This is a genomic window from Pseudooctadecabacter jejudonensis (assembly GCF_900172275.1).
Taxonomy (GTDB): Bacteria; Pseudomonadota; Alphaproteobacteria; order Rhodobacterales; family Rhodobacteraceae; genus Octadecabacter; species Octadecabacter jejudonensis.
Genome location: NZ_FWFT01000002.1, coordinates 92,327 through 115,133, shown reverse-complemented (window position 1 = coordinate 115,133; position 22,807 = coordinate 92,327). Strand labels below are relative to the sequence as shown.

Here is a 22,807-nt window from a genome sequence, read left to right as displayed (position 1 = left end):
GTGCGTAAGCCCTAGTCTATCCCCGCAATGATTGCGCGCAACGTTTCAATCCCGTCACCTTTTTCAGAGGACGTCAGGACAAGCTCCGGATAGGCGGCCGGATGTTTGGACAGTTTTTCGCGGACTTGCGCCAACACGCGGTCAAGGTCACCCTTTTTCAGCTTGTCGGTCTTTGTGAGCACGCATTGGAACGTCACAGCCGCTGAGCTGAGAAGTGCCATGATTTCTTCGTCCACGGCTTTGATCCCGTGGCGCGCATCCACCAGCACAAACGCACGGCGCAACGTCGCGCGGCCCCGCAGATATGACTTGAGGAGACGTTGCCACTTTTCGACAACAGCCAACGGCGCATTCGCAAAGCCGTATCCTGGCAAGTCGACCAAAAAGTGGCTTTCGCCGACGGTGAAATAGTTGATCTCCTGCGTGCGGCCGGGCGTGTTGGATGCCCGCGCCAAACCTTTGCGTCCCGTAAGGGCATTGATCAGGCTGGATTTACCAACGTTTGACCGGCCAGCAAAACACACCTCAGGCCGCGTGGCCTCCGGCAACCCGTTCATCGCAACGACGCCCTTTAGAAATTCGGTTTCGCCTGCAAACATCTTGCGCCCCGCCTCACGGGTGATGTCGTCTGGCTGTTCGGCAGCAGGAAATGGAAGTTGCATGGAGAAGCCCTTGATGTGGCGCAGGCCGGTCCTGATCAAGGACCGGCCTGATTTCTGTTCAAATGCCGCCCCGCAGGGCGGTCGCATTAGTCCTTTTTGGCCTCGCGGGATCTGCCAGTGATGTTCCCAAAGATGTCGGGTTTATATCCTTGGCTGCGCATGATGGCGTACTGTTGGATGAAGGTGATCGTGTTGTTCGCAATCCAGTACAGCACCAGCCCGCTTGCAAAACCACCCAGCATGAACATGAACACCCAAGGCATCCACGCAAAGATCATCTTTTGGGTTGGATCAGTGGGTGCTGGGTTCAGCTTTTGCTGCAGGAACATTGAAATGCCCAGCGCAATTGGCATGATCCCGATGAACACAAGCGACAGAATGCTGTCGGGGGCTGGCGCGTCCCATGGAAACAGGCCGAACATGTTGAAGATCGACGACGGATCTGGCGCGCTCAGGTCATTGATCCAGCCGACCCACGGGGCGTGACGCAATTCAATCGTCACAAAAATCACCTTGTAGAGGGAGAAAAAGATCGGGATTTGCATCAAGATCGGCAAGCACCCAGACGCAGGGTTCACCTTATTCTTCCGGTAAAGCTCCATCATGCCTTTCTGGAGTTTTTCGCGGTCATCCCCTGCGGACTCCTTCAGCTTTTCCATCTCAGGTTGGAGTTCGCGCATCTTCGCCATGGAGACGTAGGACTTGTACGCCAGTGGCAGCAACAACGCTTTGATGATCAGGGTCAGGCCAATGATTGCCCAGCCCATGTTGCCAATAAAGCCATTCAGCCAATGCAGCACAGCGAAGATCGGCTTGGTGAGAAAGAAGAACCAGCCCCAGTCAATACTGTCGAGGAAACGGTCGATACCCAGATCGTTTTGGTACGTGCGGATGACTTCCCATTCCTGGGCGCCTGCGAAGAACTGGGAACTTGCATCCGCAGTGGCACCCGCTGGAACGGTAACCATGGGGTAGACCGTTTCAATCTGGTAAATGTCGTTGGCAAATCGGGCCGTTGACCGGAAGTCGCGGCCCGGGGTCGGGATCAGTGCGGTCATCCAGTATTGATCGGAAAAGCCGATCCAGCCGTTTTCTTCGACTTCGATCCGACCCTCTTCGGTGGTGAGGTCCGGCATGTCGTCGTAGTTGATTTCTTCCATGGACCCATCAGACATCCGCACAACGCCTTCGTGCTGAATGAAAAAACCAATCTGATAGGGTTCACCATGACGAGCGACCAAGCCGTAGGGGCGCAACGCGACGTCCGCGCCGGTGGTGTTTTCAACGGTTTGGGTCACCGTGAACAGAAAGTCTTCGTCGACAGCATAGGTTTTGCGGAAAATCAGGCCCGCGCCGTTGTCCCATCTCAAGACAAGATCAGCGCCAGGGGACAGGATTTCGCCAGATTCAATCGACCACTCGGTGGACGGTCCGGGAACCTGGTCGGATGTCGCGCCGACGGAGGGCACCCACCCATGCAAAGCGTAGTAGGGTGCCGCGGTGCCAATTGGAGCAAGCAAACGGACCAGGTCTGCACCCTCGTCCAATGTCTCACGGTAGTTTTTCAACTGCAGGTCATCAATGCGCCCGCCTGTCAGCGACAAGGACCCGATCAGGCTAGGGCTGTCAATTGTCACCCGGGCGGTTTCGCTGGCGGCATCTTCGACAGATTGGGGGGCCAAAAGCGATGCTGTTGGCACATCTGTGGGGGCATCGGCGTCAATCTGAAGGGTCGTGCCATCCGCTGCTACGATCTCATCTGGTGCGACAGCGTCTTCAACGGGAGGCGGAGGGAACAACACAAACCACACCAAAATCACGAGGAAACTGAGTGCTGTTGCAAGAAGTAGGTTCTTGTTCTGATCGTCCATGAGAGCCGCCTGGATCTTGGGTAAATATCAGGGTGGTTCAACAGGTCAGGGGCCGAAAGGTCAAGGGTTTTTGCCCTGATTTGATTGGGAATGGTTTAGTCGCATGTTTCTCAGCTAACTGGCACGACGGGATATGGTGATGGGCTCCAACGTGCGGGTGAAATATGCATTTGCCCATTCCACAGTTTCTTCAACCGGCATGGGACGGGCGATCTGAAAACCTTGGATGTCGTCGCAGGCCATTTGCGTCAGGGTCTCGCGCTCTGCGCGGGTTTCGACGCCCTCTGCCAAAGTTCTTACGCCCAATCTGGACGCCATGGTCAGGATCGCCTCGACCATGCGCCGCTGCTCATCATCGGAATCGATACCGGACACGAACGACCGGTCAATTTTGATCCGGCCGACACTGAACCGCCGGATGTTGGTGATCGACGCGTAGCCTGTTCCGAAATCATCAAGATCAACCCCACACCCCAGATCGGCCAAGGCGGCGAGGTTGCCGATGATGATGTCGTCCGCTTCCTGTGCAATCACGGTTTCAAGCACTTCGATATTGAGGCGCTCTGGGGAGATATTGCTGACATCAAGATACATGGCAATCTGTTCAACCAGCCTCGGATTGCTCAACTCGCTCGTTGAAAAGTTGATACCGATGCGAGGTACATCAAGACCGGATTTATCCCAAAATGTGAGTGCCTGAAGGGACTTTTTGATCATCGTTTCGCCCAAGCGCGGCATGAGGCCCGCCTGTTCGAATGTTGGCAAAAATTCGGCTGGGGACAGGATGCCATTCACGGGATGATGCCATCGTGTCAAAGCTTCGAATCCAGAGAGTTGACCGGTTTCGACGTTCAGTTGAGGTTGGAAATAGGCAAAGATTTCGCCCTTTTCAAAGGCCTGACGGGCGTCACGGGCGACCCGTTGTTGTGCCGCCCGCTTTGCGGAGATCGCCTCGGAATAGGCGCGTACCGCACCGGGGGCACGTCGGCGCGCCTCCGACAGAGCGGAGAATGCGGCCTGCATCAGGCTTTCCGCTGTGGGACGCGCCAATTTGTTGGATGTCACAAACCCGATGGACGCGGTCAGGTGGAGGGGCAGATCGCTTGTCTGTGACAAAAGCCCCAACGCGTGCTGGATGCGCGTACAGGTGTTGAGCATCGTTTCAGTATCCAAGGGACCTTGCGGGGCCAAAACGGAGGCAAACAAAGCGCCATCAAGATGAACGGTCAAATCAGAATCGGTCAGGTTTTCTTCGATGACCGATCGCGTCATCTCAATCGCGCGTTCCACGACATCGCGGCCATACACTTCTTCAAGGCGGTGATGATCGTCGATCTCAACCAAAAGGGCGGTTGTCGGGTATTCAATAACCCCAAGAGACAGGGACAGCCGCGCCGTGACGACCTCTCGCGTTGTGAGGGTCTGTTGCCTGCTTTGACTAAGACGTCGACGTGCGAGCGAGACAGCACCGATCGCGGGCAGCAGCATCAACACCGTCAGGATGCCAGCGGGGCCCAACACGATCAAAATCGCCCCGAGACTGAATCCGCAGCCAGCCGCCCCGATGATCCAGCCCTGCCTGCGGGCGATTTTCGCATTTGGTTTTGTCATAGCAGCCTCATCCTTACAGATCGTGCAGAAGATCTGGTCAAAGAGTGGGCTACACCGCCTATCTTACGGTCCGGTTAATGAACAACCGGCGTCTTTTCCAAACACCACACTTTACGAGCGTCGTGTTAACCCTTTGAAATCGAAGATCGACTGGTCCAAAAGATGGGAGGGGCGCGTGTTCATCAAAGACCGGAACATCTTTTGCCGACGTCCCGGCGCGTTGCGTTCCCATTGATCCAGCATCGCTTTGACTTGCTGGCGTTGCAGCCCGTCTTGCGACCCGCACAGATCACACGGAATGATCGGGTAACCCATTGATGTACTGAACTTTTCGCAGTCAACTTCGGCCACATGCGCCAGGGGTCGATAGACGAACAGATCGCCCTCCTCGTTAACCAGTTTCGGCGGCATTGTCGCAAGGCGCGACCCATGGAACATATTCATCATAAAGGTTTCGAGAATGTCGTCGCGGTGGTGGCCCAGCACGACGGCGGAACAGCCTTCCTCCCGCGCAATTCTGTAAAGATTGCCGCGCCGCAACCGCGAACACAGCGCACAGAATGTGCGGCCTTCAGGGACCTTATCCATCACGATGGAATACGTGTCCTGATATTCGATTCGGTGCGGCACACCCATGTCCTCAAGGAACTTGGGCAACACCGTGGCCGGAAAGTTCGGCTGTCCTTGATCGAGGTTACACGCCAACAAATCCACAGGCAGCAGGCCACGCCATTGCAATTCATAAAGCACAGCGAGCAGGGTGTAGCTGTCCTTTCCACCCGACAAACAGACCAACCACTTGGGCCGTGTCTCACCGTCCTCAATCATGCCGTATTGGTCGATGGCCTCACGGGTATTTTGCACGATCCGCTTACGGAGTTTTTTGAACTCCGTCGTTTTGGGCGCGCCGTAAAAGAGTGGGTGAATGTCGTCTGCATCATCTAACATGGGCCCCAAATACGTGTCTGTCGGGCGTCTGGCAAGGCGGCGAAAAGGGGGGCTGGCACGCGTATGGCTGGCGTATGGCAAGCGTATGGCAGCCGAGCCAGTGCGCGCCGCATGATCTGACCGAGAGGCCGACGCGTAAAAAGGACATGAAATGGATCAGCACCCTTGCGCTTGTTGCGCTCACCGCCTGCACCGGCAAACCGTCCTTCGACGATGCCAGCCTCTCGGACCGTGAATTGAACCTGGAAGAGTTTTTCGACGGGCCGTTCACCGCCTACGGGCAGTTCCAAGATATCCTGGGCACCGTCCGCCGCCAATTCGTGGTGACGATCGACGGGGATTGGGATGGGGACCGCCTGCGGCTGGTTGAGGATTTCGTCTATGAAGACGGATCGACTGAACAACGCATCTGGACGCTGACCAAAACCGGCCCCACGGTGGCCGATCAAACGTGGGAGGGCACGGCCCCCGGTGTCATTGGTGTGGCCACGGGGCGCGAACAGGGCGACCGGTTTAACTGGCAATACGAAATTGATCTGCCGATCCCGTCAGCAGAGGGCGAAACGGAGACCCTGCGCGTGACGTTCGACGATTGGATGTGGCAGCAAACGGATGACCGACTTCTTAACATCGCCTACGTCAAACGGTTCGGTTTCGACATCGGAGAGGTCGTGATTTCCTTCGAAAAGGAGTAACCGGCCTGATCAGTCCGGCACGTTGTCCACGCCGGACCCGCCCCATGGATGACAGCGCGCGATGCGGCGGGCGGTGAGGTAGCCGCCCTTGATGCCACCATGTTTGCGCAGCGCCTCCATCGCGTAGGCGCTGCAGGTGGGATGGTAGCGGCAGCCGTGGCCGACCCATGGCGAAAACGTCACGCGGTAAAACCGGACAGGCAGGGAGAAGAGAAACGCCAACGGTGTCATTTGCGGCTGAGCTTGGCCATCGCGGTGGCCAGATCGGCGCGCAGGTCTTCGAAAGTCCGTGCCGCTGTCACATCGCGTTTGCCGATCAGCACGTAATCATGTCCGGGTTTGGCATGAGTCAAAAGATCCAGCCGTGCAATTTCACGCAAACGGCGTTTGGCACGATTACGGGCCACCGCATTGCCGACCTTTTTGGAGCAGGTGAAACCAACGCGCACGGTCGCGTCCCCATCACCTCGGTCGCGCATCTGCACGGTCAGGCCCTGACCGGATTGCCATTTCGCGCGGGAGGCGGCGACAAACTCCGCACGTTTTTGCAAGATCGGTAGGCGACCTTCAAAACCAAGAAAAACCGCCTCAGGCTGTGCTGTGGCGGTTTTTGATGTTACGTCTCCGGTGGTCATCTGACCAAAAGCATGCCGCTTACGCGGACAGCTCCTTGCGGCCCTTTGCACGACGTGCGTTCAGGATCTTGCGGCCAGCTTTGGTGGCCATACGGGCGCGGAAACCGTGACGGTTCTTGCGAACGCGGTTGGATGGCTGGAATGTGCGCTTCATTGCGTCTCTCCGGTTGTTGTGGCGAACCTGTCAGCAGATTCGAGCCGTTCTTAATCTCGAAGCCCGTCCAATAGGGGGGAAGGGGCGGCCTGTCAACGCGACGCTGGGCGAAATTCTGCAACATTCACCAAATATCCACGCTTGGATTGTTACAGACTTTACGGGAATTGCAACAAAAGCGCGGGCGATCCTCACCTGACATCAACGCAGCGTGAGGGGGGTATCGGGACAGACCGTCTTGCCGCATTTAGGATGCAACTTGAAACACACCGCCCCGGATGGGCGGACATAAGGACCAGATCCGTGACCGACACGACCGAAGAGACCAAACAAAACCCGATACTTAAACGCCTTCCCATTATTATCATCGGCATTGTCGCCGTGGCGGGAGCGTTTTTCCTACGGGATTACCTGACGTTTGATGCGCTGGCCGACAACCGCGAGGCGCTGATCGCGTTCCGCGATGCCAACTACCTGCTGACGGTGTTGGTGTTCATCGCGATCTACACAGTTGTCGTCGCGTTTTCGCTGCCTGGTGCTGCGATCCTGACGCTGACGGGCGGTTTCTTGTTCATGACCTTCCCCGGGTTCCTGTTCAACGTGGCAGGCGCCACGCTGGGCGCTACGGCGATTTTTCTGGCCGCACGCTGGGGCTTTGGCAAACAGCTGGGTGCCAAGCTTGAAGGCTCCGAAGGGATGGTCAAGAAGATCAAAGACGGGATCGATGAAAACCAATGGTCCATGTTGTTCCTGATCCGCCTTGTGCCTGCCGTGCCTTTCTTTCTGGCCAACCTGATCCCCTCATTCCTTGAGGTTCCGCTGCGCCGCTTTGTGATTTCGACCTTCTTTGGTATCATTCCAGGCTCGATCGTTTATACCTCTGTGGGCGCGGGCCTTGGAGAGGTCTTTGCCGCGGGTGAGACGCCAAACCTTGGCATTATCTTTGAGCCGCACATCCTGTTCCCGATCCTTGGCCTGTGTCTGCTGGCCGCCCTTCCCATCCTGCTGAAAGCCGTGCGCGGCAAGAAAGGCCTGTAAGACTATGGACCGCATTAAAACTGACATTTGTATCATTGGTGCCGGGTCCGGCGGGTTGTCCATCGCGGCAGGGGCCTCACAGATGGGGGGCGATGTTGTCCTCCTCGAAGGGCACAAAATGGGCGGCGATTGTTTGAACTACGGCTGCGTGCCGTCCAAGGCGCTGATCGCCTCGGCCAAACAGGCCTATGCCATGGGCCACACCGGCAATCTGGGCGTGGCGCCTGTCACCCCTGACGTCAATTATGCCGCCGCCAAGGACCACGTGCACAACGTCATCGACACCATCGCACCGGTCGACAGCCAGGAACGGTTCGAAGGCTTCGGTGTCAAGGTGATCCGCGAATTCGGGCGCTTTATTTCCAAGACGGAAGTCCAGGCGGGCGACACGGTGATTGAGGCGCGGCGCTTTGTGATTGCCACAGGCTCCGGCCCGTTTGTGCCGCCTATCCCCGGTCTGGATGACGTTGATGTCTATACCAACGAAAACATCTTCGATCTTCGCGAACGGCCAGATCATCTGATCGTTGTCGGCGGTGGCCCCATCGGTATGGAAATGGCACAGGCGCATCGTCGGCTTGGCTGTAAGGTAACGGTGATCGAAGGCGCCAAGGCGATGGGCAAGGACGACCCTGAAATGGCCGAGATCGTGTTGGACAAGCTGCGCGGCGAGGGCATTGAGATCATCGAAGAGGCGCAGGCCGAAAAGGTCAGCAAATCCAGCGGGGGTGTGACCGTCCATACCTCCAAGGGCGATTTCGAAGGCACCCATCTGTTGATGGCCGTCGGCCGCAAGGTGAATATCGACAAGCTGGATCTGGACAAGGCCGGCGTGGCCCATGACCGCGCGGTCAAAGTCGGGCCTGATTTGCGGTCTGTGACCAACAAGAAGGTCTATGCCGTGGGCGACGCTGCGGGCGGGCTACAGTTTACCCACGTGGCAGGCTATCACGCGGGCGTTGTCATCCGGTCAATGCTGTTCGGGCTGCCCAGCAAGCAAAAGACCGACCATATCCCATGGGCCACCTACACCGACCCTGAATTGGCCCAAGTCGGCCTGACCGAAGCGCAAGCGAAGAAGAAATTCGGCGCCGCGGTTGAGGTTGTTCGCTTCCCCTACCACGAGAACGACCGCGCCATCGCCGAAGGAAAAACCACCGGCTTGATCAAGGTCATGGTGGTCAAAGGCAAACCCGTTGGCGCATCCATTGCAGGCCACTTGGCGGGTGAATTGATCGGCATGTGGGCCATGGCGATTGCCAACAAAATGAAAATGTCTGCCATCGCCGCAACTGTTTTGCCCTATCCCACCGTATCTGAGATTAACAAACGGGCCGCGGGCGCCTACTTTAGCCCCAGATTGTTTGAAAGCGATATGGTCAAACGGGTCGTTGGGTTTGTCCAACGCTGGTTGCCCTAACACGAGATACACCTTGCGCCATGTGGGCGCGGGGTGCCCCTTCTAGAACGGACGGCGCAGACATGCTCAATACCCTGTCAGGGCGTTTCTTGATCCTCACGACAATCTTCGTGCTGATCGCGGAATTGATGATTTTCGTGCCGTCCGTGGCCCGCTACCGAGAGGATTATTTCCTCGACCGGCTTGAACGCGCGCAAATCGCGTCTCTGGCCCTTTTGGCGGAAGACATGATCGCCGCTGATCTTGAGGCGGAGTTGCTGGAAAATGCGGGGATTTACAACGTGGTGTTGCGCCGCGACGAGGTTCGCCAACTGATCCTGTCGTCGCCCATCCCGTCGCCCATTTATCGCACGTTTGATATGCGGGATCCGTCGGCCTGGGTGCTGATCCGCGATGCCATGGCCCAGCTTGTGGATGGCGAAGAACGGGTGATCCGTGTGATCGGAAACCCCGTGCAGGATGGCGGATTGCTGATTGAAATCACGCTGCCGTCTGCGCCGTTGCAGGCCGCCCTTGTCGATTACGGCATCCGCATTCTGATCCTGTCGGCGGTCATTTCCATCGTGACGGCCAGCCTGTTGTTCCTTGCGGTGCGCATTTTTCTGGTCCGCCCGATCAAGGGTGTTGTCGAACATATGCAGGCCTACGCAGAGGCACCAGAGGACGCGCGCCGTATCATTATGCCCGACGCTGGAGTGGTTGAGTTGCGTGAGGCGCAAGAGGCGCTGCAATCCATGCAAACCCAGCTGACAGGGGCCTTGCGCCAAAAGGAACGGCTGGCCCAGCTGGGCGGTGCCGTCAGCAAAATCAGCCATGATTTACGCAACATCCTGACGTCGGCGCAATTGTTCACTGACCGCATTGAAAGTTCGGAAGACCCGACCGTGGCGCGTCTGGCGCCCAAGCTGGTGAATTCCATCGCCCGCGCCGTGAACCTGTGCGAAAGCACGCTTGCCTTCGGCCGTGTGGATGAACCCGCCCCGCGCCTGACCCGCGTTGAACTGGCCGAGGTTGTGGATGACGTCATCGCGGGGGAACGTCTGGCCATCGGGGACCATGATCTGACCTTTGAAGAGGATATCCCGCCCGGCATGAATGTTCGTGCCGATGGGGAGCAGTTGTACCGCGTCATTGGAAACCTTGTGCGCAACGCCCGCCAAGCGATCGTTTCATCGGGCAAGTCGGGGCTTATCTGTGTTCACGGGGCTGAAGACGAAACCGCATGGCGGATCACCGTTGCAGACACCGGCCCCGGCCTGCCCAAGAAAGCGCAAGAGCATTTGTTCGAGGCTTTTCAGGGGGGCACAACACGCGGTGGTTCCGGCCTTGGGCTTGCCATCGCGGCGGAGCTGATCCGCGGCCACGGTGGGCGGCTGGACCTTGAGAAAACCGATGAGACCGGCACCCGCTTCCGCATCACGTTGCCAAAATCCAACCTGACACTTTCCTGACGTTCTGGGCTATTTGGCCCTTGCATTGGTCTGGCGAGGCGGCTACATCGCCCCTCGTGGACCGATAGCTCAGCTGGATAGAGTACTTGACTACGAATCAAGGGGTCGGGGGTTCGAATCCTCCTCGGTCCGCCACCAAACTTCCTACCGATGTTGAAAGCTTGTAATTTGCAAGTGCTACGCCCTTGATGAGGTGGTTTGCACAGTGAATGTGGCTCCAACGCACCCGCAAATTGCGACATAGCAGGTCCTTTGCGGGGTGCGTTACGTCTTTGATCAAACGAGGAAATCAGTGGTGTCTGCGCCACCGTGAGGGGTGCCACGCCCTGTTCACCTACACGATCACTCAGCCGCGGTTGCCAAAGCGCCCGTGCGATCGGCCACAGAGGCTAGAAACACGTCTTGCCAAAGTCTGACGGACAAGGCTTCGCGGTGACGCAGGTTTTGCGCGGGGCGTGGAGAATACGGGGTGTCCAACATCCTGCGCAGCCCCAAAACCAGATCACGGGCCGATGGCCCCTGAATAAGCTGCGCCCCGAAAGGGTCATGGTCTCGCAGGCCATCCACATTGGCGCATAGAACCGGACGGCCTGCTGCGAGGGCTTCGGTCGCGACCAGCCCAAAGGCCTCCCACCGGGATGGCATGACAACGGCATCCACATCCGCGTAGGCGTCTGTCGGGGTGTCGGCAAAGCCTGCGAACACGATACGCGGATCTGTTCCCGCCAGTTGACGCAGGTGTTTTTCCTGCGGACCTTTGCCGATGATCCGCAGGCGCAGATCGGGATCCGGCAAGGACTGAAACGCTGCAATCAGGCGATCAAATCCTTTTTGGGTGTCAAGCCGCCCAATGGCACCCAACGTCCGAATTGGACCACGCGGTGGCGTCAGGTCGCGAAAGGGCGACAGATCAACCCAAGACGGGATTGTCGTCAGGGATTTGTGTGAACACAGCTCATGGCGGCGCATCCAATCGGCCTGCGCTTCGCTGACGGCGATCACGCGATCAAACAGCGAAAAGGCGATCTTGAGCAAGCCAAAGAACCGGCGTGTCCGCGTGACATTATGCACGACGAACCCTTCAGTGTAGCTGTGTTCGACATGGATCAACGTGACGTTGGGATGCGTGGCCCGCAGCGCCATCAGCGCAGGCAATGTCCGCCATGAAATCGCGGTGTGTGACACGATGATATCCACATCCTTGGGCAGCGCGCCGAACCGGCCACGCGTCACAGGCAGCACTCGTTGATGCGCGCAAGCGGCCAGCGGGGCGGCGGCGACCATTTGGTCAATGACACGGGTCACGCCGCCTGCGGTGGTGTCATCGACTAGGTGAAGGACAGTGCACGTCTGGGTCATGTGTTGTTTTCCTTTTTCTGCATCAGCACATCAAGTGCTGCGGGGCCTGCGCAATGAAGCGTCATCGCAGCGCATAGGGTCGTCAGTGTTTTCCGGGGTTCTTCGAGCAAGGGGCGCATGGATTGGGCGAGGGACGCGCGGGTCATCTCTAGCGCGCGGTGCGCATTGCGGTCACTGACGGCCCGCCGCGCCAGATAGCGATACTGGTAGGACCGCGCTGTCTTCGTGTGGCGGGCAAAGAAGGCGGGGTGCAACGCCGACAATTTGCTGATCATTTTCTCCCAAGCCGCCAGCTGGGCGTCTGTCGCGGCGGACAGGCCGTTGGCGTTGATCCGGTAGGCCGTCAGAAGGCCAGTCACGCCTTCGAACATCCAATCCGTCGTCAACGCGATGCGCATCCAACATTCGATGTCTTCGGACTGACGGAAGGTTTCGTCAAAATACCAGTCGCGGTGCCGTTCGCTGTGGGGGCGGTAGGCGATGGCGTCGAAGACGTCTCGTCTTATGACAGGGGCGGAGCCATTGCCGACGGGGTTACGTTTGAGGATGTGTGCCGCTGTAACGTCCAGCAGGCGGGGGCGCTGGGCGAGGCCAAGATCCGCACCTGCGTCATCGATCAAACGCGATCCCGAATAGCTGACGCCGACGTCAGGGCTGGCGAGAAGATGGGTCACATGGGTGGCTAGCTTTTCCGGGGCCCAGATATCATCTGCATCGCAAAACCCGATGAAGGCACCCCGTGCCGCGGCGATGCCTGAGTTCCGCGCCCCTGCAAGACCGCGGTTGCGCTGGGTCAGCACATGCACGCGTGGGTCTGTGCGAAAGGGTTCAACCACATCAAGGGTCGTGTCCGTTGATCCGTCATTGACGACAATAATTTCGAAATCGCCATAGGATTGCGCGCAAAGTGAGGTGAGCGTTTCAGCGATGGTGTCTGCCACATTAAAGCTGGGCACGATGATCGATGCGAGGGGCATGATGGGGTCCTTATTTGGGGTCAGGCAAAGAGTTTGCGGGACAGGTTGGTGGGAAGAAACGGGCAGGTGAGTGCGGCCAAAAGCGTGAAACACCCCCGTCGCGGCACATTGAAAAAGCCCCACGGGCTGGTGCAGATGCCACCCAGCGCAAGCCGCAGCGCCTGAGTGCGGCCATGGCCCAGACGCAGGGCGCGGCGTGCGAGATATCGGGCGTAAATCGCCTCTTCGGTGCGGGTGGGGTTGTGGCCGAACCGCCTCGCTGTGCGCACGGCCGCAGCACGGCCCGCCTGCATCGCGGGCAGATCGGCCGACAATCCGGAGGGGCTGGCGCGGTAGTAGGTGTGCAGCGCATCAAGACCGCGCACACACGCCCCGCCGCCCACAAGGCGGATCAACCAGTCCAGATCCTCATTGTGGACCATGCGTTCGTCAAATCCGCCCATGGCGCGAAAGACATGGCCGCGCACGGCCACGTTGGACATGGTGCAGACAGGGTTTTCGCCCAGCAACATTCGGATCGTGACCGGAGTGGCCGGAACGCTGGAATAGGTGCTGATGACGTCGATGGAGTGGTCAAAGAACGCAATCTGGCCGAACGCCGCGTCGGTGGACCTGTCGGCGAAAGCGCCGTGCAGCTGGGTCAACTTCTGGGGTGTCCAAATGTCGTCTGCGTCACAAAAGGCGAAGATATCCCCGACAGCGGCCTGCAGGCCTGCCAGATTGCGGGCGCGGCTTGGGCCTTTGCCGTCGTTGGTCAGCAGACGGATGCGGGGATCACTTTTGGCGTAGGTGCAGATCAGGTCGCGGGTTGCGTCGTTTGACCCGTCGTCGATGCACAGGGCCTCCCAGTCGGTGAAGGTCTGTGCGGTGATGGCATCCAACGTCTGCCCCAGGGTTGAGGCCGCGTTAAAGCACGGGATGATGATCGAAAACGTCGTCATGGGGTCACCCATTTGTTGGTGGTGGGAAGAAGGATGCGACGCAAAACCCAAAGGGCTGTCGCTGTCATCAAAAGCGCCGAGAGGGTGGCGTAGCCGACAACCAAAGCCGTCAGGCCGATGGGCCCCAGCATCAGCGCATTCAGGACAACCGCCGCCGCAAGGCCGCTGGTGATGGCGAATTCCACATGCGGGCGATCATGATGGCGCAGCCAGCTGGCGGCGGCCGCCCAAAGGGTTGTGGGGATCGCCAAAAGGCACAGGATTTGAACGTAAACCTCAATGCCCGCCCATCCGTCGCCAAGCAGCATCGGCACATAAACGGGGACAAGGGCCGCCTGCATGAGAACGAGTGGCGTGATGCAGCATAATCCCAAGACCAACCCCGACCGCGCCGACTGGGCCTTGTCCGTCGCGCGGGCAAGCTGGGGAAAGAGAACGGTTGAAAATGCGTTGGCAAAGGCATTCGACAGGCTGAGCCCCGCGTTAAAGGCCATGAAGTAAAGGCCCAGCGCCTCGGCCCCCAAGGTCACGCCGACGATCAGCTTGTCGGCTTGCAGGCGCAGGACCTTGACCACCTCGACACCGAGAACCGCCCAGCCGTAGCGCAGGAACGGGGCCAGCGGCGCGCCTGCCGTGGCCCCTGGTGTCCATGGGTGCAACCGACGCACGGCAATCAGCCAGATCGGCGCGGACAACACACGCGGGATCACAAGTGCGATGGCAGAGGGCCACAGGACAAGCAAGACAATCGATATCAGATTGGCGCCCACGACCTGCGCGCCACCAAGGGCCGCTGTCTGTTTCAATTGGCCCGCGCGCATCGCCAAGGCGACCTGCACAAGGCCTGCGGGCATGAACAGATATTCCAGCCCCATCAGTGCGATCAACGCCGCCAACAAAGGGTCGGCCCCGATGCCGTACAACGCGCCCGCCAAGGCCAGTTGGGCGACAAAAAGGCCCGCGCACCACATCCAGAACAGCCGCCGTGCCGTGATGCAAACCGCCTCCAGCGTGTCGGTGCGTGCTGCGATGATACGCTGCCCGATGCCGTTTTCCGTCAGCGCCTTGAGGATATCGCCCGCTGCGAGGGCTGCGGCTGCAACGCCGATCACCGCCACATCAAGCGTGCGGGCGACCGCCACAACGACCAGCAGCCGTGACGCCTTCGCCGCCACTTCGGACGCGCCGTAGGCCGCAAGGCTGGTCAGAAAGGTCTGTGTCTGGATCGTCCGTATCATGGGGCACCTGTGGCTGTTGACGCCCCTATCGTGCCCTCATTGATGCGCCTTTGTCCCAGACGCGGGCGGGCAGGTGCAGGGGGCAAAGGCATCGGCCCCTATCCATCAGGATACCTTCATCAGCCGTCTGCCCAATTGGGTTGGATGCCCCAGAGAGGCTAGACCAGACACAACAGACATTCACCGCAACAGGAGGCCGTCATGGCAGTGTCCTTCCCTCACCTTACCCATTTGGGCGTGGCCGCGTCCCTTCTTTTGTCCTCAGCCTGTGCCAGCATTGACCCCCCCGACAATCTGGAACCCATTGCCCAAGGCGACGGGTATCAGGCCCAGTACCGTGAACCTGATGTCACGCGGCGCGCGGCAGAATTTCTGCGGTCCGCCGAGATCAACGGACAGAAGTGCTTGCCCTACGGGTCGGGCGAAGGGGGCGAAGGTGACGGCAAGGGATCAACGCTGGCCGCGCAATCGCTGCGGGGTGAACGGCTGACGCGTAATGATCTGCTGGATATCCGCATCGCCGAGGATGAGACCTTTAACGGCAGCTACGTCATCTCGCGGGATGGGACGTTGAAGTTGCCCTTTTTGCCGCCGATCCTGGCGCAAGGTCGGACCACCGGTCAGGTCGAAGCTGACATTGCCCGCGCCTTGAGGGCGGAGGAGTTCTATACCACTGCGCCGCGCATTTCCGTGCGGGCGTCGGATTTCGCCTCTGTGACGGTGGGTGTCTCGGGGGCCGTTTTTGAACCCCACGCCGTGGAAATCGGCGGTGTGCGCGGGGACACATTGGATGGACGCAGGCAAGATGCCATGGGCGCCTCGACGGAGGCGCGCAACCTGTCCGCGGCGCTGCGTGCGGCAGGCGGCGTGCGCCCTGATGCAGATATTTCATCGGTAGAGGTGCGGCGCGGGTCTGATGTGTACCGTCTGGACATGCGCGGTGTGTTCGAAGGGCAAAACGCCGTCGATATTATGCTGCTGACGGGGGACGAGGTCTTTGTGCCCTCGCGCCAGTGTTTTCAGGATGACCTGATGCGCCCCAGCCCGATCAGCCCGCCCGGTGTCAGCCTGTTTTTGTCCAATCTGACACAGCCCGCACAGCACAACGCAGCCTCGGCCATCGGCCAGACTGTGCGTCAGGTCCCGTACGGCACGCGGTACATGCAGGCTGTGGTGGACGCCAATTGCGTTGGCGGTGCGCGGTCCACATCGGCGAACAGATCCTCGGTTCTGTTCTCGCGCAATCCGGTGACGGGCGTGTCTGTGGTGATCGAACGCAGCATCGAAGATCTGCTGCGGCGGGCGGACAGGGACGATTATGACCCCTATCTTCTGCCTGGCGATTCCATCGCCTGTTACGACAGTACCGTCACCAACATTGCCGAAGTGGGCCGCGTTTTGGGTGTGGTCGGAATGGTCGCTACGTTGCCTTGAGGGCCGCAAGGGCCTGTCGCGTGCGCAAGGACAGGGCGGTCACATCGGCCGCCCGTTGTGCGACCCCATGGGCATCCTTTGACTTGGCAGACGTTTCAAGGTCACGAAGCCCCTGGGCCAAATCTGACGCCCCAAACAAGGACGCCGATCCGGCCAGCTTATGGGAGTGTTGCGCGAGGTCATCCAGCGGAGTGTCAATATGCGCCCATCCGGCCACCGCCGCGATTTCTGCATCAAGCTTGCCCAGCATGGTTTGGAAATTGTCCTCCCCCAGGGCGTCGCGGGTCTCAGACAGGTGGTTCATATCAAGAACCGTGTGATTGCTGGGCGTGGCGCGGGCAGGGGCCGCGCCAAGGACCGCACGCAGGGCCGGTTTGGACAGGGGTTTGGTCAGGACGTCCTCCATGCCGAGGGCCAGAAAATCGGCCCTTTCTTCGGGCAGGGCATTGGCAGTCAGGGCGACGATACGGGTTTGGGCCGACGCGCCATCCCCGGCACGAATGGTCTGCGTGGCGACGCGGCCATCAACCACGGGCATGGAGATATCCATCAGGATCAGATCGAACCGTTGGCCATGGGCCAGATTTATGCCCTCTTGTCCATCATGCGCTTCGGTCACCTTATGGCCGTCCGCCTCTAGCATGGATCTGACGACAAAGCGGTTGATTTCATTGTCTTCAACCACCAGCACCGACTGCGAGGCGGGCGGTCGTGGCGCATCCACGTCTGCCGTGGTGGTGTGCGCTGGGGTGGCAGGGACGGCGGGGATTTCGACGGTAAACGTGCTGCCCTTGCCAAGGGCGCTGCGCACCCCGACGGTGCCCCCAGAACATCGACAAACCGTTTCACGATACTGAGGCCCAGGCCCGAGCCGCCGACATCGCGGCCATAGGACGTGTCGCCCGTGACGAAATCGTCAAAGATGTGGTCGTGCAGGTCTTCTGAAATGCCGATACCCGTGTCCTCAACCTCCAGCCGGACGACCTCGTCGTCTGCGCGCCAGATCGCAGTCACGGAGACACGCCCGTTCTTGGTGAATTTCACGGCGTTGCCGATCAGGTTCATCATGACATGCTGAAGACGTTCCATGTCGCCGGTGATCCAGTGCTGCGGCGTCCCGTCCCAGCCCCAATCAAGGGTCGTGTCCTGGGCCAAGGCCATGCCGCTTTGGCTGTCGACGATATCTTGCAGCAAGGCAGACAGGTTGAACGGTTCCGCCCGTGCTGTGATCTTGCCGCTGTCATAGCGGGCGATGTCCAACACATCTGAAACATGGCTCAGAAGCAAGCGGCCGGAGGTTTCCATATTGTGCAAATACGTTTCTTGCTTTGCGCTGAGGGGCAGATCCCGCATCAGGGTCATATTACCCAACAGCCCATTCAGGGGCGTTCGGATTTCATGGCTCATCGTTGCAAGAAATTCCGAGCGGCTTTTCTCACCGGCGATGGCCTTGTCGCGGGCATCGATCAGCTCTGCTTCATCGGCTACCCGTTTTGAGATATCGCGTAAAAAGGCAATGAAGACATCGCCGTCGTCCGTGGTGGCGGATTGGATGGCCAGTTCGACCGGAAACAGCGACCCATCGGCGCGCTTTGCCTCCAGTTGCACACGGCCTTTGCCGACGACCCGTTTTTCACCCTTGTCGCGCATCCGTTTCATGCCGGCGTCATGGGCGGCCCGCATGTGATCGGGCACGATGAGTTTGCCCAATTCCTTGCCCAGAACATCCTCAGCCGTGTGGCCGAAAATCGTCTCGGCGGCGGCATTGAAATTGGTGATGCGACCGTCGGCATCGCTGACGATCACCCCGTCCAACGATGTGTTCATGATGGTGTTGATGCGTGCTGCTGTCTGTTTTTGTTCCCGTTCGCGGCGGCTGATCCGTTTGATCAGGGCCCCCAAATAGACCAACCCCAGCCCCAACGCCGAAATCAAAACCACCAGCGCCACGGCCAATTGGGTCATGGTGCGGCTGACGGCCTCGCGCTGGGCGTCGGCTTTTTCGGCAAAAAGGCGCAGGCCGGAATTGGCCAGGGACCGCACCTCAGGCCGGATATCTTCGGCCATGGCCGCGAGCGTTGGGATACTGCGGGTCAGCCCCGCGTCTGAGGCGTCGATGATGGGAACGGCGCTGTCCAAAAACGTCTCAAGCGCTGTCAGATGGCCTTCGAACGCGGGCGAGGCGCGGAGGTCTTCGAACACCTGCGCGCGGCGCACGGTGCGCACACGGCTGTAGAACACATCAAACCGCTGCCGCAGGCCCGACAGATCGCTGCCCAAACGCAAACGGGCGCTGAACTCCTGAAACTCAACCTCGGTCTGGGACAGGGACCATTGCACATTGTCGGACTGTGCGGTGCTTTGCGCATCAATTTCGCGGACCACGTTCCAGGCCAGAAACGCAATGGTTGCAAAGGCCAAAAGACCGGCCAGCACAACAAAGGTGCGGCCGATCTTAAACCGTGAGTGGGGTTTTGTGTTCACATGCGCCTCATGCTGGAGGTTTCCTTTTGGCTACTCGACAACCTCAATCCTGTCGAGTTGCCAGATGCTCCGCGAATAGATGACCTCTGTTTGATATGCGTCAGAGGCATCATAGGGGTAGACAACCCACAACGGGCCTTTGTCGCGCACCGACATCTCTTCGCCGTTCAACAACAGGGCAATGATCGGCCCGCCTTCGACGGCATCCGAGACGGGAATTTCGACCGTGTAGTCATTGAGGGCGGTGGCATTGAGCGTGCCATCCTCGATCCCCAAAAGGTCCACAAGCGTGGCAAGGGGGATGCCTTCAAAGACCTGTGTGCCGTCGGTCCAGATTGTGGTTGTCTCAATCGTTGTCAGGCCAAGGTCTGTGAGGGTCGCGCGATCAAATTGAAGGGTGTCACCGACGTTGGTCGTCGCGATGTCGCCGGACACCGTGAGGATGACGTCCCCATTGGGGGAGGGCACGTCATCCGCACGGGCCGTCTCCGCCCCGATCAATGTGAGGGTGACCGCAGCGGCGAAAGCAAAGAAGGACCGTGTAAGCATGTTGTTCTCCTGTGAGGTTGGGACAGGGTATGCCAGATCCGATCCTGTTTTGCTTTTGGGTATCGGGATAGGGACCTATCCGAACGGATAGGTTTGGGGGGTTATGCCGACAATTCCAGCGGTTGTGTTCTGTCCTGTAGGAACGTCGTCAGGGCGGGGCGCAGGTCCGCGCGGGCCAGTGCAAAGGCCGCTGTGGCCTGCACAAACCCCGTGATCGATCCGCAATCGAACCGTTCCCCCTCGAATTGATAACCACAGATGCCCGCCGTTTGCGCGTCGGCGTTGATGGCATCCGTCAGCTGCAATTCGCCGCCTGCCCCGGGGCCGATGTGGGCCAGACGGTCAAAGATGCACGGATCAAGGATATAGCGGCCCACCACCGCCTGCGTGGAGGGCGCCACATCGGGACGCGGCTTTTCGACCATGCCGCGGGCGTGCAAAACCCGCCCGTCTTGATGGCTGACGTCCAGTACGCCATAGGCAGATGTGGCCTTCCGTGGGACATCCATCGTGGCGACCATATGGCCACCGGTGGAACGGTGCGCCTCGATCATCTGGGCCAAGGCGCCTTTGTCGGACATGATGACGTCATCGGGCAACAGCACGGCAAACGGATCGTCCCCGATCAGATTACGGGCTTGGCGGACGGCGTGGCCGAGGCCAAGCGCGTTGGCCTGCCGCAAAATCGTCAGCGCGCCTTCGGGCATGCGGGCCGGTTCAATCGCGCGCAAGGCGTCGGTTTTGCCCTTGGCCTTCAGGGTGGCCTCAAGGGCTGCGGCGGTGTCAAAGTAGTCTTCGAGCGCGCCTTTTCCTGCGGCAGACACGAAGATGAATTCTTCGATGCCGGCGGCGCGGGCCTCATCCACTGCATATTGGATCAAGGGGCGATCAACGAGGGGCAGCATTTCCTTTGGCACTGATTTGGTGGCGGGCAGAAAACGAGTGCCCATTCCGGCAACGGGAAAGACGGCTTTGCGTACATGTGTCATGGGTAGGGTCCTTTTGGCAGAAAGAAGATCAGTGGGCGCCCCGTCCGGACAGGACGGCGCGGAAGGTCATGAAGATCAGGATCAGGTCCAGAAGCAGGGTGCGGGACTTGGCGTAGGCAAGGTCCATGTCGATCATCCGGTCAAACCCGATGTTGGCGCGGCCCGACACCTGCCAGACGCCGGTGATCCCGGGTTTGACAGACAGACGCCCCAGGGCGCGGGCAGGATAGGCCGCGACCTCACAGGGTAGGGCAGGGCGGGGCCCGACGATCGACATGTCCGTGCGCAGCACATTGAAAATCTGCGGCAACTCATCAATCGAGAACCGGCGGATAAACCGGCCCACACGGGTGATGCGCGGATCGGATTTGGATTTGAAACAAATGCCGTCGCGGTCTGAGGATGCCAACAGGTCCGCACGGCGGGCTTCGGCATCTTGGTGCATGGACCGAAACTTGAGCATTGGAAACTCACGGCCATCCTGCCCCACACGGGTCTGCCGAAAGAACACCGGCCCCCGACTGTCGAGTTTGATCGCAATGGCTGTTGCGGCAAACAGCGGCGCGAGGAGGAAGGCCGCAGTTCCCGCAACAGCCACATCCAGCGTCCGTCGCAGAACGGAGGCCATGGTGATCTGGCTTGCCGCCTGTCGGGCGGACCGGGCCAGGAATGTGACATTGCCGATCAGATACCGTTTCGCGAGGCGCCGTGGCTCCATCGCCAAGCGCCACAGCCATTCGCCGCCCAACCGGCGCAGCCCCCGTGGTGCACGTGAGACCTGACCGGCCAGAAAATCAAACGCCGCGCCGACGCCCAGTGTCAGATTGGCGTTCAGACGGTGCGCGTTTCGGTGCAACCAAAGGTCCTGCATGGGCACACCCATCGCGACCAGAACAATGTCCGCGCCGCTTGCGTTGATGTCTTCGATGACCGCGTCTTCGTCGCGGGCTTGGCCGTAGCCATCCAGCGTGCCCACGACACGCAGGCCCGGGTTGCGCAGGGTCAGCTCTAGCGCGGCTTTCGCGGCGACGCCGGGCTTTGCGCCCAAGAGGTAAACCGATTTGCCCTGCGCGGCCGCCTTGGCGATCAGCGCGGGGACAAGATCGGTGCCGTTTAGGTTCGCCGTCAAGCGGACGCCCGACATCTTGCAGGCCATGGCAACGCCCGATCCGTCAGGCAGCACCACATCCGCCGAGTAGATGGCCGCGCGGTACGCCGGATCCTGAGCCATGACGTTGAAGCAATGGGCATTCATAAACGCCACGCGCCGACGGCCCGGCGACAGCAGGGCGTCGACCGTTTGATCCAAAGGCGCGTCGATCAACGAGACCCGCAAAGAGGGGACGTATTTGACGGGCAAGGCCTGAATGGGGGCCAATGTTCCGGTAAAGGGGCTGTGAAATGTCATGGCGGCAACTTTCGATGATGATTTCGATTGCCCAATGCATCAACGATTTCAGGGTCTTGCCGCAACGGAGCGGGCGGACAGGTCACGGCCTCTTTCGGGGGTCGACTGGTCCATTCGGGCGGGGCGTGTCTGCCCGCTTGCACCGCGCATCCTATCCGAATGGGTTAACCAGCTATCAGAATTCCCAGTATCATTGCCCTTGAATGGCCATAAATTACGATACTATAGGGTTAACCAAATAACGGGGTTCTCGCCATGCGTGTATTGATTGCTGACGACCATGATCTTCTTCGGGACACCCTTGTGATGTTCCTCGAAGGCCAAGGCGCTATGGAAACCGCATCGGTTGGAACACTGGAGGATGCGATTGCGCGCATAAAGGCGGATGACGCCTACGATCTGGTTTTGTTGGACTACAACATGCCCGGAATGAACGGGCTTGAGGGGCTTAAATCAGTGTTGGCCCTTGAGGAGACGGATCGTGTGGCGCTTATTTCCGGGGAGGCCTCCAAAAGCATCGCGGAAGAGGCCCTTGAGGTCGGCGCCGCAGGTTTTGTGCCCAAATCCCTACCGGCCAAATCGCTGGTGAACGCGGTCAAGTTCATGGCGATGGGGGAGCAATACGCCCCGATCGACTTTATGACCGCGGTTGAGGAGGCCCCGAAAAACGCCCTGGCTGAAAAGCTCACGGCGCGGGAATTGCAGGTGCTTGAGGGATTGACGCAAGGCAAATCCAACAAAGAAATCGCCCGCGATCTGGATATCAGCGAACCGACCATCAAACTTCATGTAAAGACCTTGTACCGCAAGGTGGGGGCGTCAAATCGCACGCAGGCGGCGCTGATTGCCCGCGAAGCAGGTCTGTTCTAACCTATCCCGACGGATAGGGGGTGTGACCCGAACGCCCCCTGCATCAAACCGAACGCCCACCTGAACCTATCGC

General features: G+C 59.5%; 22 protein-coding genes and 1 tRNA gene. 7 read left to right on the top strand and 16 right to left on the bottom strand.

The window, feature by feature from the left end; all coding sequences use genetic code 11:
- Positions 1-11 precede the first annotated feature (11 nt).
- From yihA to ttcA, 4 genes are all read right to left on the bottom strand, one after another.
- A complete protein-coding gene (gene yihA / locus PSJ8397_RS05620; protein ID WP_085864261.1) occupies positions 12-662 on the bottom strand; it encodes a ribosome biogenesis GTP-binding protein YihA/YsxC in 651 nt (216 codons plus the stop codon).
- A gap of 86 nt (positions 663-748) precedes the next feature.
- Positions 749-2,533: a membrane protein insertase YidC gene (yidC, locus tag PSJ8397_RS05615; RefSeq protein ID WP_085863620.1), complete on the bottom strand. Its 1,785-nt coding sequence runs from the start codon at positions 2,531-2,533 to the stop codon at positions 749-751.
- A gap of 114 nt (positions 2,534-2,647) precedes the next feature.
- Positions 2,648-4,144: a bifunctional diguanylate cyclase/phosphodiesterase gene (locus PSJ8397_RS05610; RefSeq protein WP_085863619.1), complete on the bottom strand. Its 1,497-nt coding sequence runs from the start codon at positions 4,142-4,144 to the stop codon at positions 2,648-2,650.
- Between the two features lie 111 nt (positions 4,145-4,255).
- Complete coding sequence (gene ttcA / locus PSJ8397_RS05605; RefSeq protein WP_085863618.1) at positions 4,256-5,092, bottom strand: tRNA 2-thiocytidine(32) synthetase TtcA; 837 nt, start codon at positions 5,090-5,092, stop codon at positions 4,256-4,258.
- Between the two features lie 146 nt (positions 5,093-5,238).
- On the opposite strand from ttcA, the gene PSJ8397_RS05600 reads away from it, so the two are divergent.
- Complete coding sequence (locus PSJ8397_RS05600; RefSeq protein WP_085863617.1) at positions 5,239-5,787, top strand: DUF3833 domain-containing protein; 549 nt, start codon at positions 5,239-5,241, stop codon at positions 5,785-5,787.
- Between the two features lie 9 nt (positions 5,788-5,796).
- Here the strand turns inward: PSJ8397_RS05600 and yidD are convergent, their stop codons facing one another.
- The 3 genes from yidD to rpmH are packed head-to-tail and all read right to left on the bottom strand — an operon-like array spanning position 5,797 to position 6,576.
- Complete coding sequence (gene yidD / locus PSJ8397_RS05595; RefSeq protein ID WP_085863616.1) at positions 5,797-6,018, bottom strand: membrane protein insertion efficiency factor YidD; 222 nt, start codon at positions 6,016-6,018, stop codon at positions 5,797-5,799.
- On the bottom strand, positions 6,015-6,422 hold the full coding sequence (gene rnpA / locus PSJ8397_RS05590; protein ID WP_085863615.1) for a ribonuclease P protein component: 408 nt from the start codon (positions 6,420-6,422) through the stop codon (positions 6,015-6,017). Before rnpA ends, yidD begins: the two co-directional genes overlap by 4 nt.
- A gap of 19 nt (positions 6,423-6,441) precedes the next feature.
- Positions 6,442-6,576 carry a 50S ribosomal protein L34 gene (gene rpmH, locus PSJ8397_RS05585; protein ID WP_009831305.1) on the bottom strand — a complete coding sequence of 45 codons (135 nt, stop codon included), beginning with the start codon at positions 6,574-6,576 and terminating at the stop codon, positions 6,442-6,444.
- A gap of 303 nt (positions 6,577-6,879) precedes the next feature.
- On the opposite strand from rpmH, the gene PSJ8397_RS05580 reads away from it, so the two are divergent.
- The 4 genes from PSJ8397_RS05580 (at position 6,880) to PSJ8397_RS05565 (ending at position 10,620) form a co-directional block, all read left to right on the top strand.
- Positions 6,880-7,614, top strand: a complete 735-nt coding sequence (locus tag PSJ8397_RS05580) for a TVP38/TMEM64 family protein (protein WP_235000600.1) — start codon at positions 6,880-6,882, stop codon at positions 7,612-7,614.
- A 4-nt stretch (positions 7,615-7,618) separates the two neighbouring features.
- Complete coding sequence (locus tag PSJ8397_RS05575; protein WP_085863613.1) at positions 7,619-9,034, top strand: dihydrolipoyl dehydrogenase family protein; 1,416 nt, start codon at positions 7,619-7,621, stop codon at positions 9,032-9,034.
- A gap of 62 nt (positions 9,035-9,096) precedes the next feature.
- The gene (locus PSJ8397_RS05570; RefSeq protein ID WP_085863612.1) at positions 9,097-10,485 is read left to right on the top strand and encodes an ATP-binding protein; all 1,389 of its coding nucleotides are present in this window, start codon (positions 9,097-9,099) and stop codon (positions 10,483-10,485) included.
- Positions 10,486-10,543: 58 nt separating this feature from the next.
- A tRNA-Arg gene (locus PSJ8397_RS05565) sits at positions 10,544-10,620 on the top strand.
- A gap of 207 nt (positions 10,621-10,827) precedes the next feature.
- Here the strand turns inward: PSJ8397_RS05565 and PSJ8397_RS05560 are convergent.
- Genes PSJ8397_RS05560 through PSJ8397_RS05545 form a run of 4 tightly spaced genes read right to left on the bottom strand, consistent with a single transcriptional unit; the run spans position 10,828 to position 15,000 of the window.
- Positions 10,828-11,844, bottom strand: coding sequence for a glycosyltransferase family 4 protein (locus PSJ8397_RS05560; protein ID WP_085863611.1), 1,017 nt, complete (start codon positions 11,842-11,844; stop codon positions 10,828-10,830).
- Positions 11,841-12,821 carry a glycosyltransferase family 2 protein gene (locus PSJ8397_RS05555; protein ID WP_085863610.1) on the bottom strand — a complete coding sequence of 327 codons (981 nt, stop codon included), beginning with the start codon at positions 12,819-12,821 and terminating at the stop codon, positions 11,841-11,843. Before PSJ8397_RS05555 ends, PSJ8397_RS05560 begins: the two co-directional genes overlap by 4 nt.
- 20 nt (positions 12,822-12,841) lie before the next feature.
- Positions 12,842-13,762, bottom strand: coding sequence for a glycosyltransferase family 2 protein (locus PSJ8397_RS05550; protein WP_085863609.1), 921 nt, complete (start codon positions 13,760-13,762; stop codon positions 12,842-12,844).
- Entirely contained in the window at positions 13,759-15,000 is a 1,242-nt protein-coding gene (locus PSJ8397_RS05545) for an oligosaccharide flippase family protein (protein WP_085863608.1), read from the bottom strand. The genes PSJ8397_RS05550 and PSJ8397_RS05545 overlap by 4 nt, the downstream gene beginning before the upstream one ends.
- 201 nt (positions 15,001-15,201) lie before the next feature.
- Between PSJ8397_RS05545 and PSJ8397_RS05540 the strand changes: the two genes are divergently transcribed.
- Positions 15,202-16,434, top strand: a complete 1,233-nt coding sequence (locus PSJ8397_RS05540) for a polysaccharide biosynthesis/export family protein (protein ID WP_085863607.1) — start codon at positions 15,202-15,204, stop codon at positions 16,432-16,434.
- Here PSJ8397_RS05540 and PSJ8397_RS16810 read toward each other — a convergent pair.
- The 5 genes from PSJ8397_RS16810 to PSJ8397_RS05520 all read right to left on the bottom strand — a co-directional run bounded on the left by PSJ8397_RS16810 (position 16,421) and on the right by PSJ8397_RS05520 (position 21,864).
- Positions 16,421-17,119, bottom strand: a complete 699-nt coding sequence (locus PSJ8397_RS16810) for a response regulator (RefSeq protein WP_159453093.1) — start codon at positions 17,117-17,119, stop codon at positions 16,421-16,423. The two genes, PSJ8397_RS05540 and PSJ8397_RS16810, sit on opposite strands and share 14 nt — an antisense overlap.
- Complete coding sequence (locus PSJ8397_RS05535) at positions 17,071-18,918, bottom strand: sensor histidine kinase (RefSeq protein ID WP_143515379.1); 1,848 nt, start codon at positions 18,916-18,918, stop codon at positions 17,071-17,073. Before PSJ8397_RS05535 ends, PSJ8397_RS16810 begins: the two co-directional genes overlap by 49 nt.
- A gap of 30 nt (positions 18,919-18,948) precedes the next feature.
- Complete coding sequence (locus PSJ8397_RS05530; protein WP_085863606.1) at positions 18,949-19,467, bottom strand: oxidoreductase; 519 nt, start codon at positions 19,465-19,467, stop codon at positions 18,949-18,951.
- Positions 19,468-19,568: 101 nt separating this feature from the next.
- Positions 19,569-20,456 carry a UTP--glucose-1-phosphate uridylyltransferase gene (locus PSJ8397_RS05525; protein ID WP_085863605.1) on the bottom strand — a complete coding sequence of 296 codons (888 nt, stop codon included), beginning with the start codon at positions 20,454-20,456 and terminating at the stop codon, positions 19,569-19,571.
- 28 nt (positions 20,457-20,484) lie between these two features.
- Complete coding sequence (locus PSJ8397_RS05520) at positions 20,485-21,864, bottom strand: WecB/TagA/CpsF family glycosyltransferase (RefSeq protein ID WP_085863604.1); 1,380 nt, start codon at positions 21,862-21,864, stop codon at positions 20,485-20,487.
- A 255-nt stretch (positions 21,865-22,119) separates the two neighbouring features.
- On the opposite strand from PSJ8397_RS05520, the gene PSJ8397_RS05515 reads away from it, so the two are divergent.
- Positions 22,120-22,734: a response regulator transcription factor gene (locus PSJ8397_RS05515; protein ID WP_085863603.1), complete on the top strand. Its 615-nt coding sequence runs from the start codon at positions 22,120-22,122 to the stop codon at positions 22,732-22,734.
- Positions 22,735-22,807: the final 73 nt, after the last annotated feature.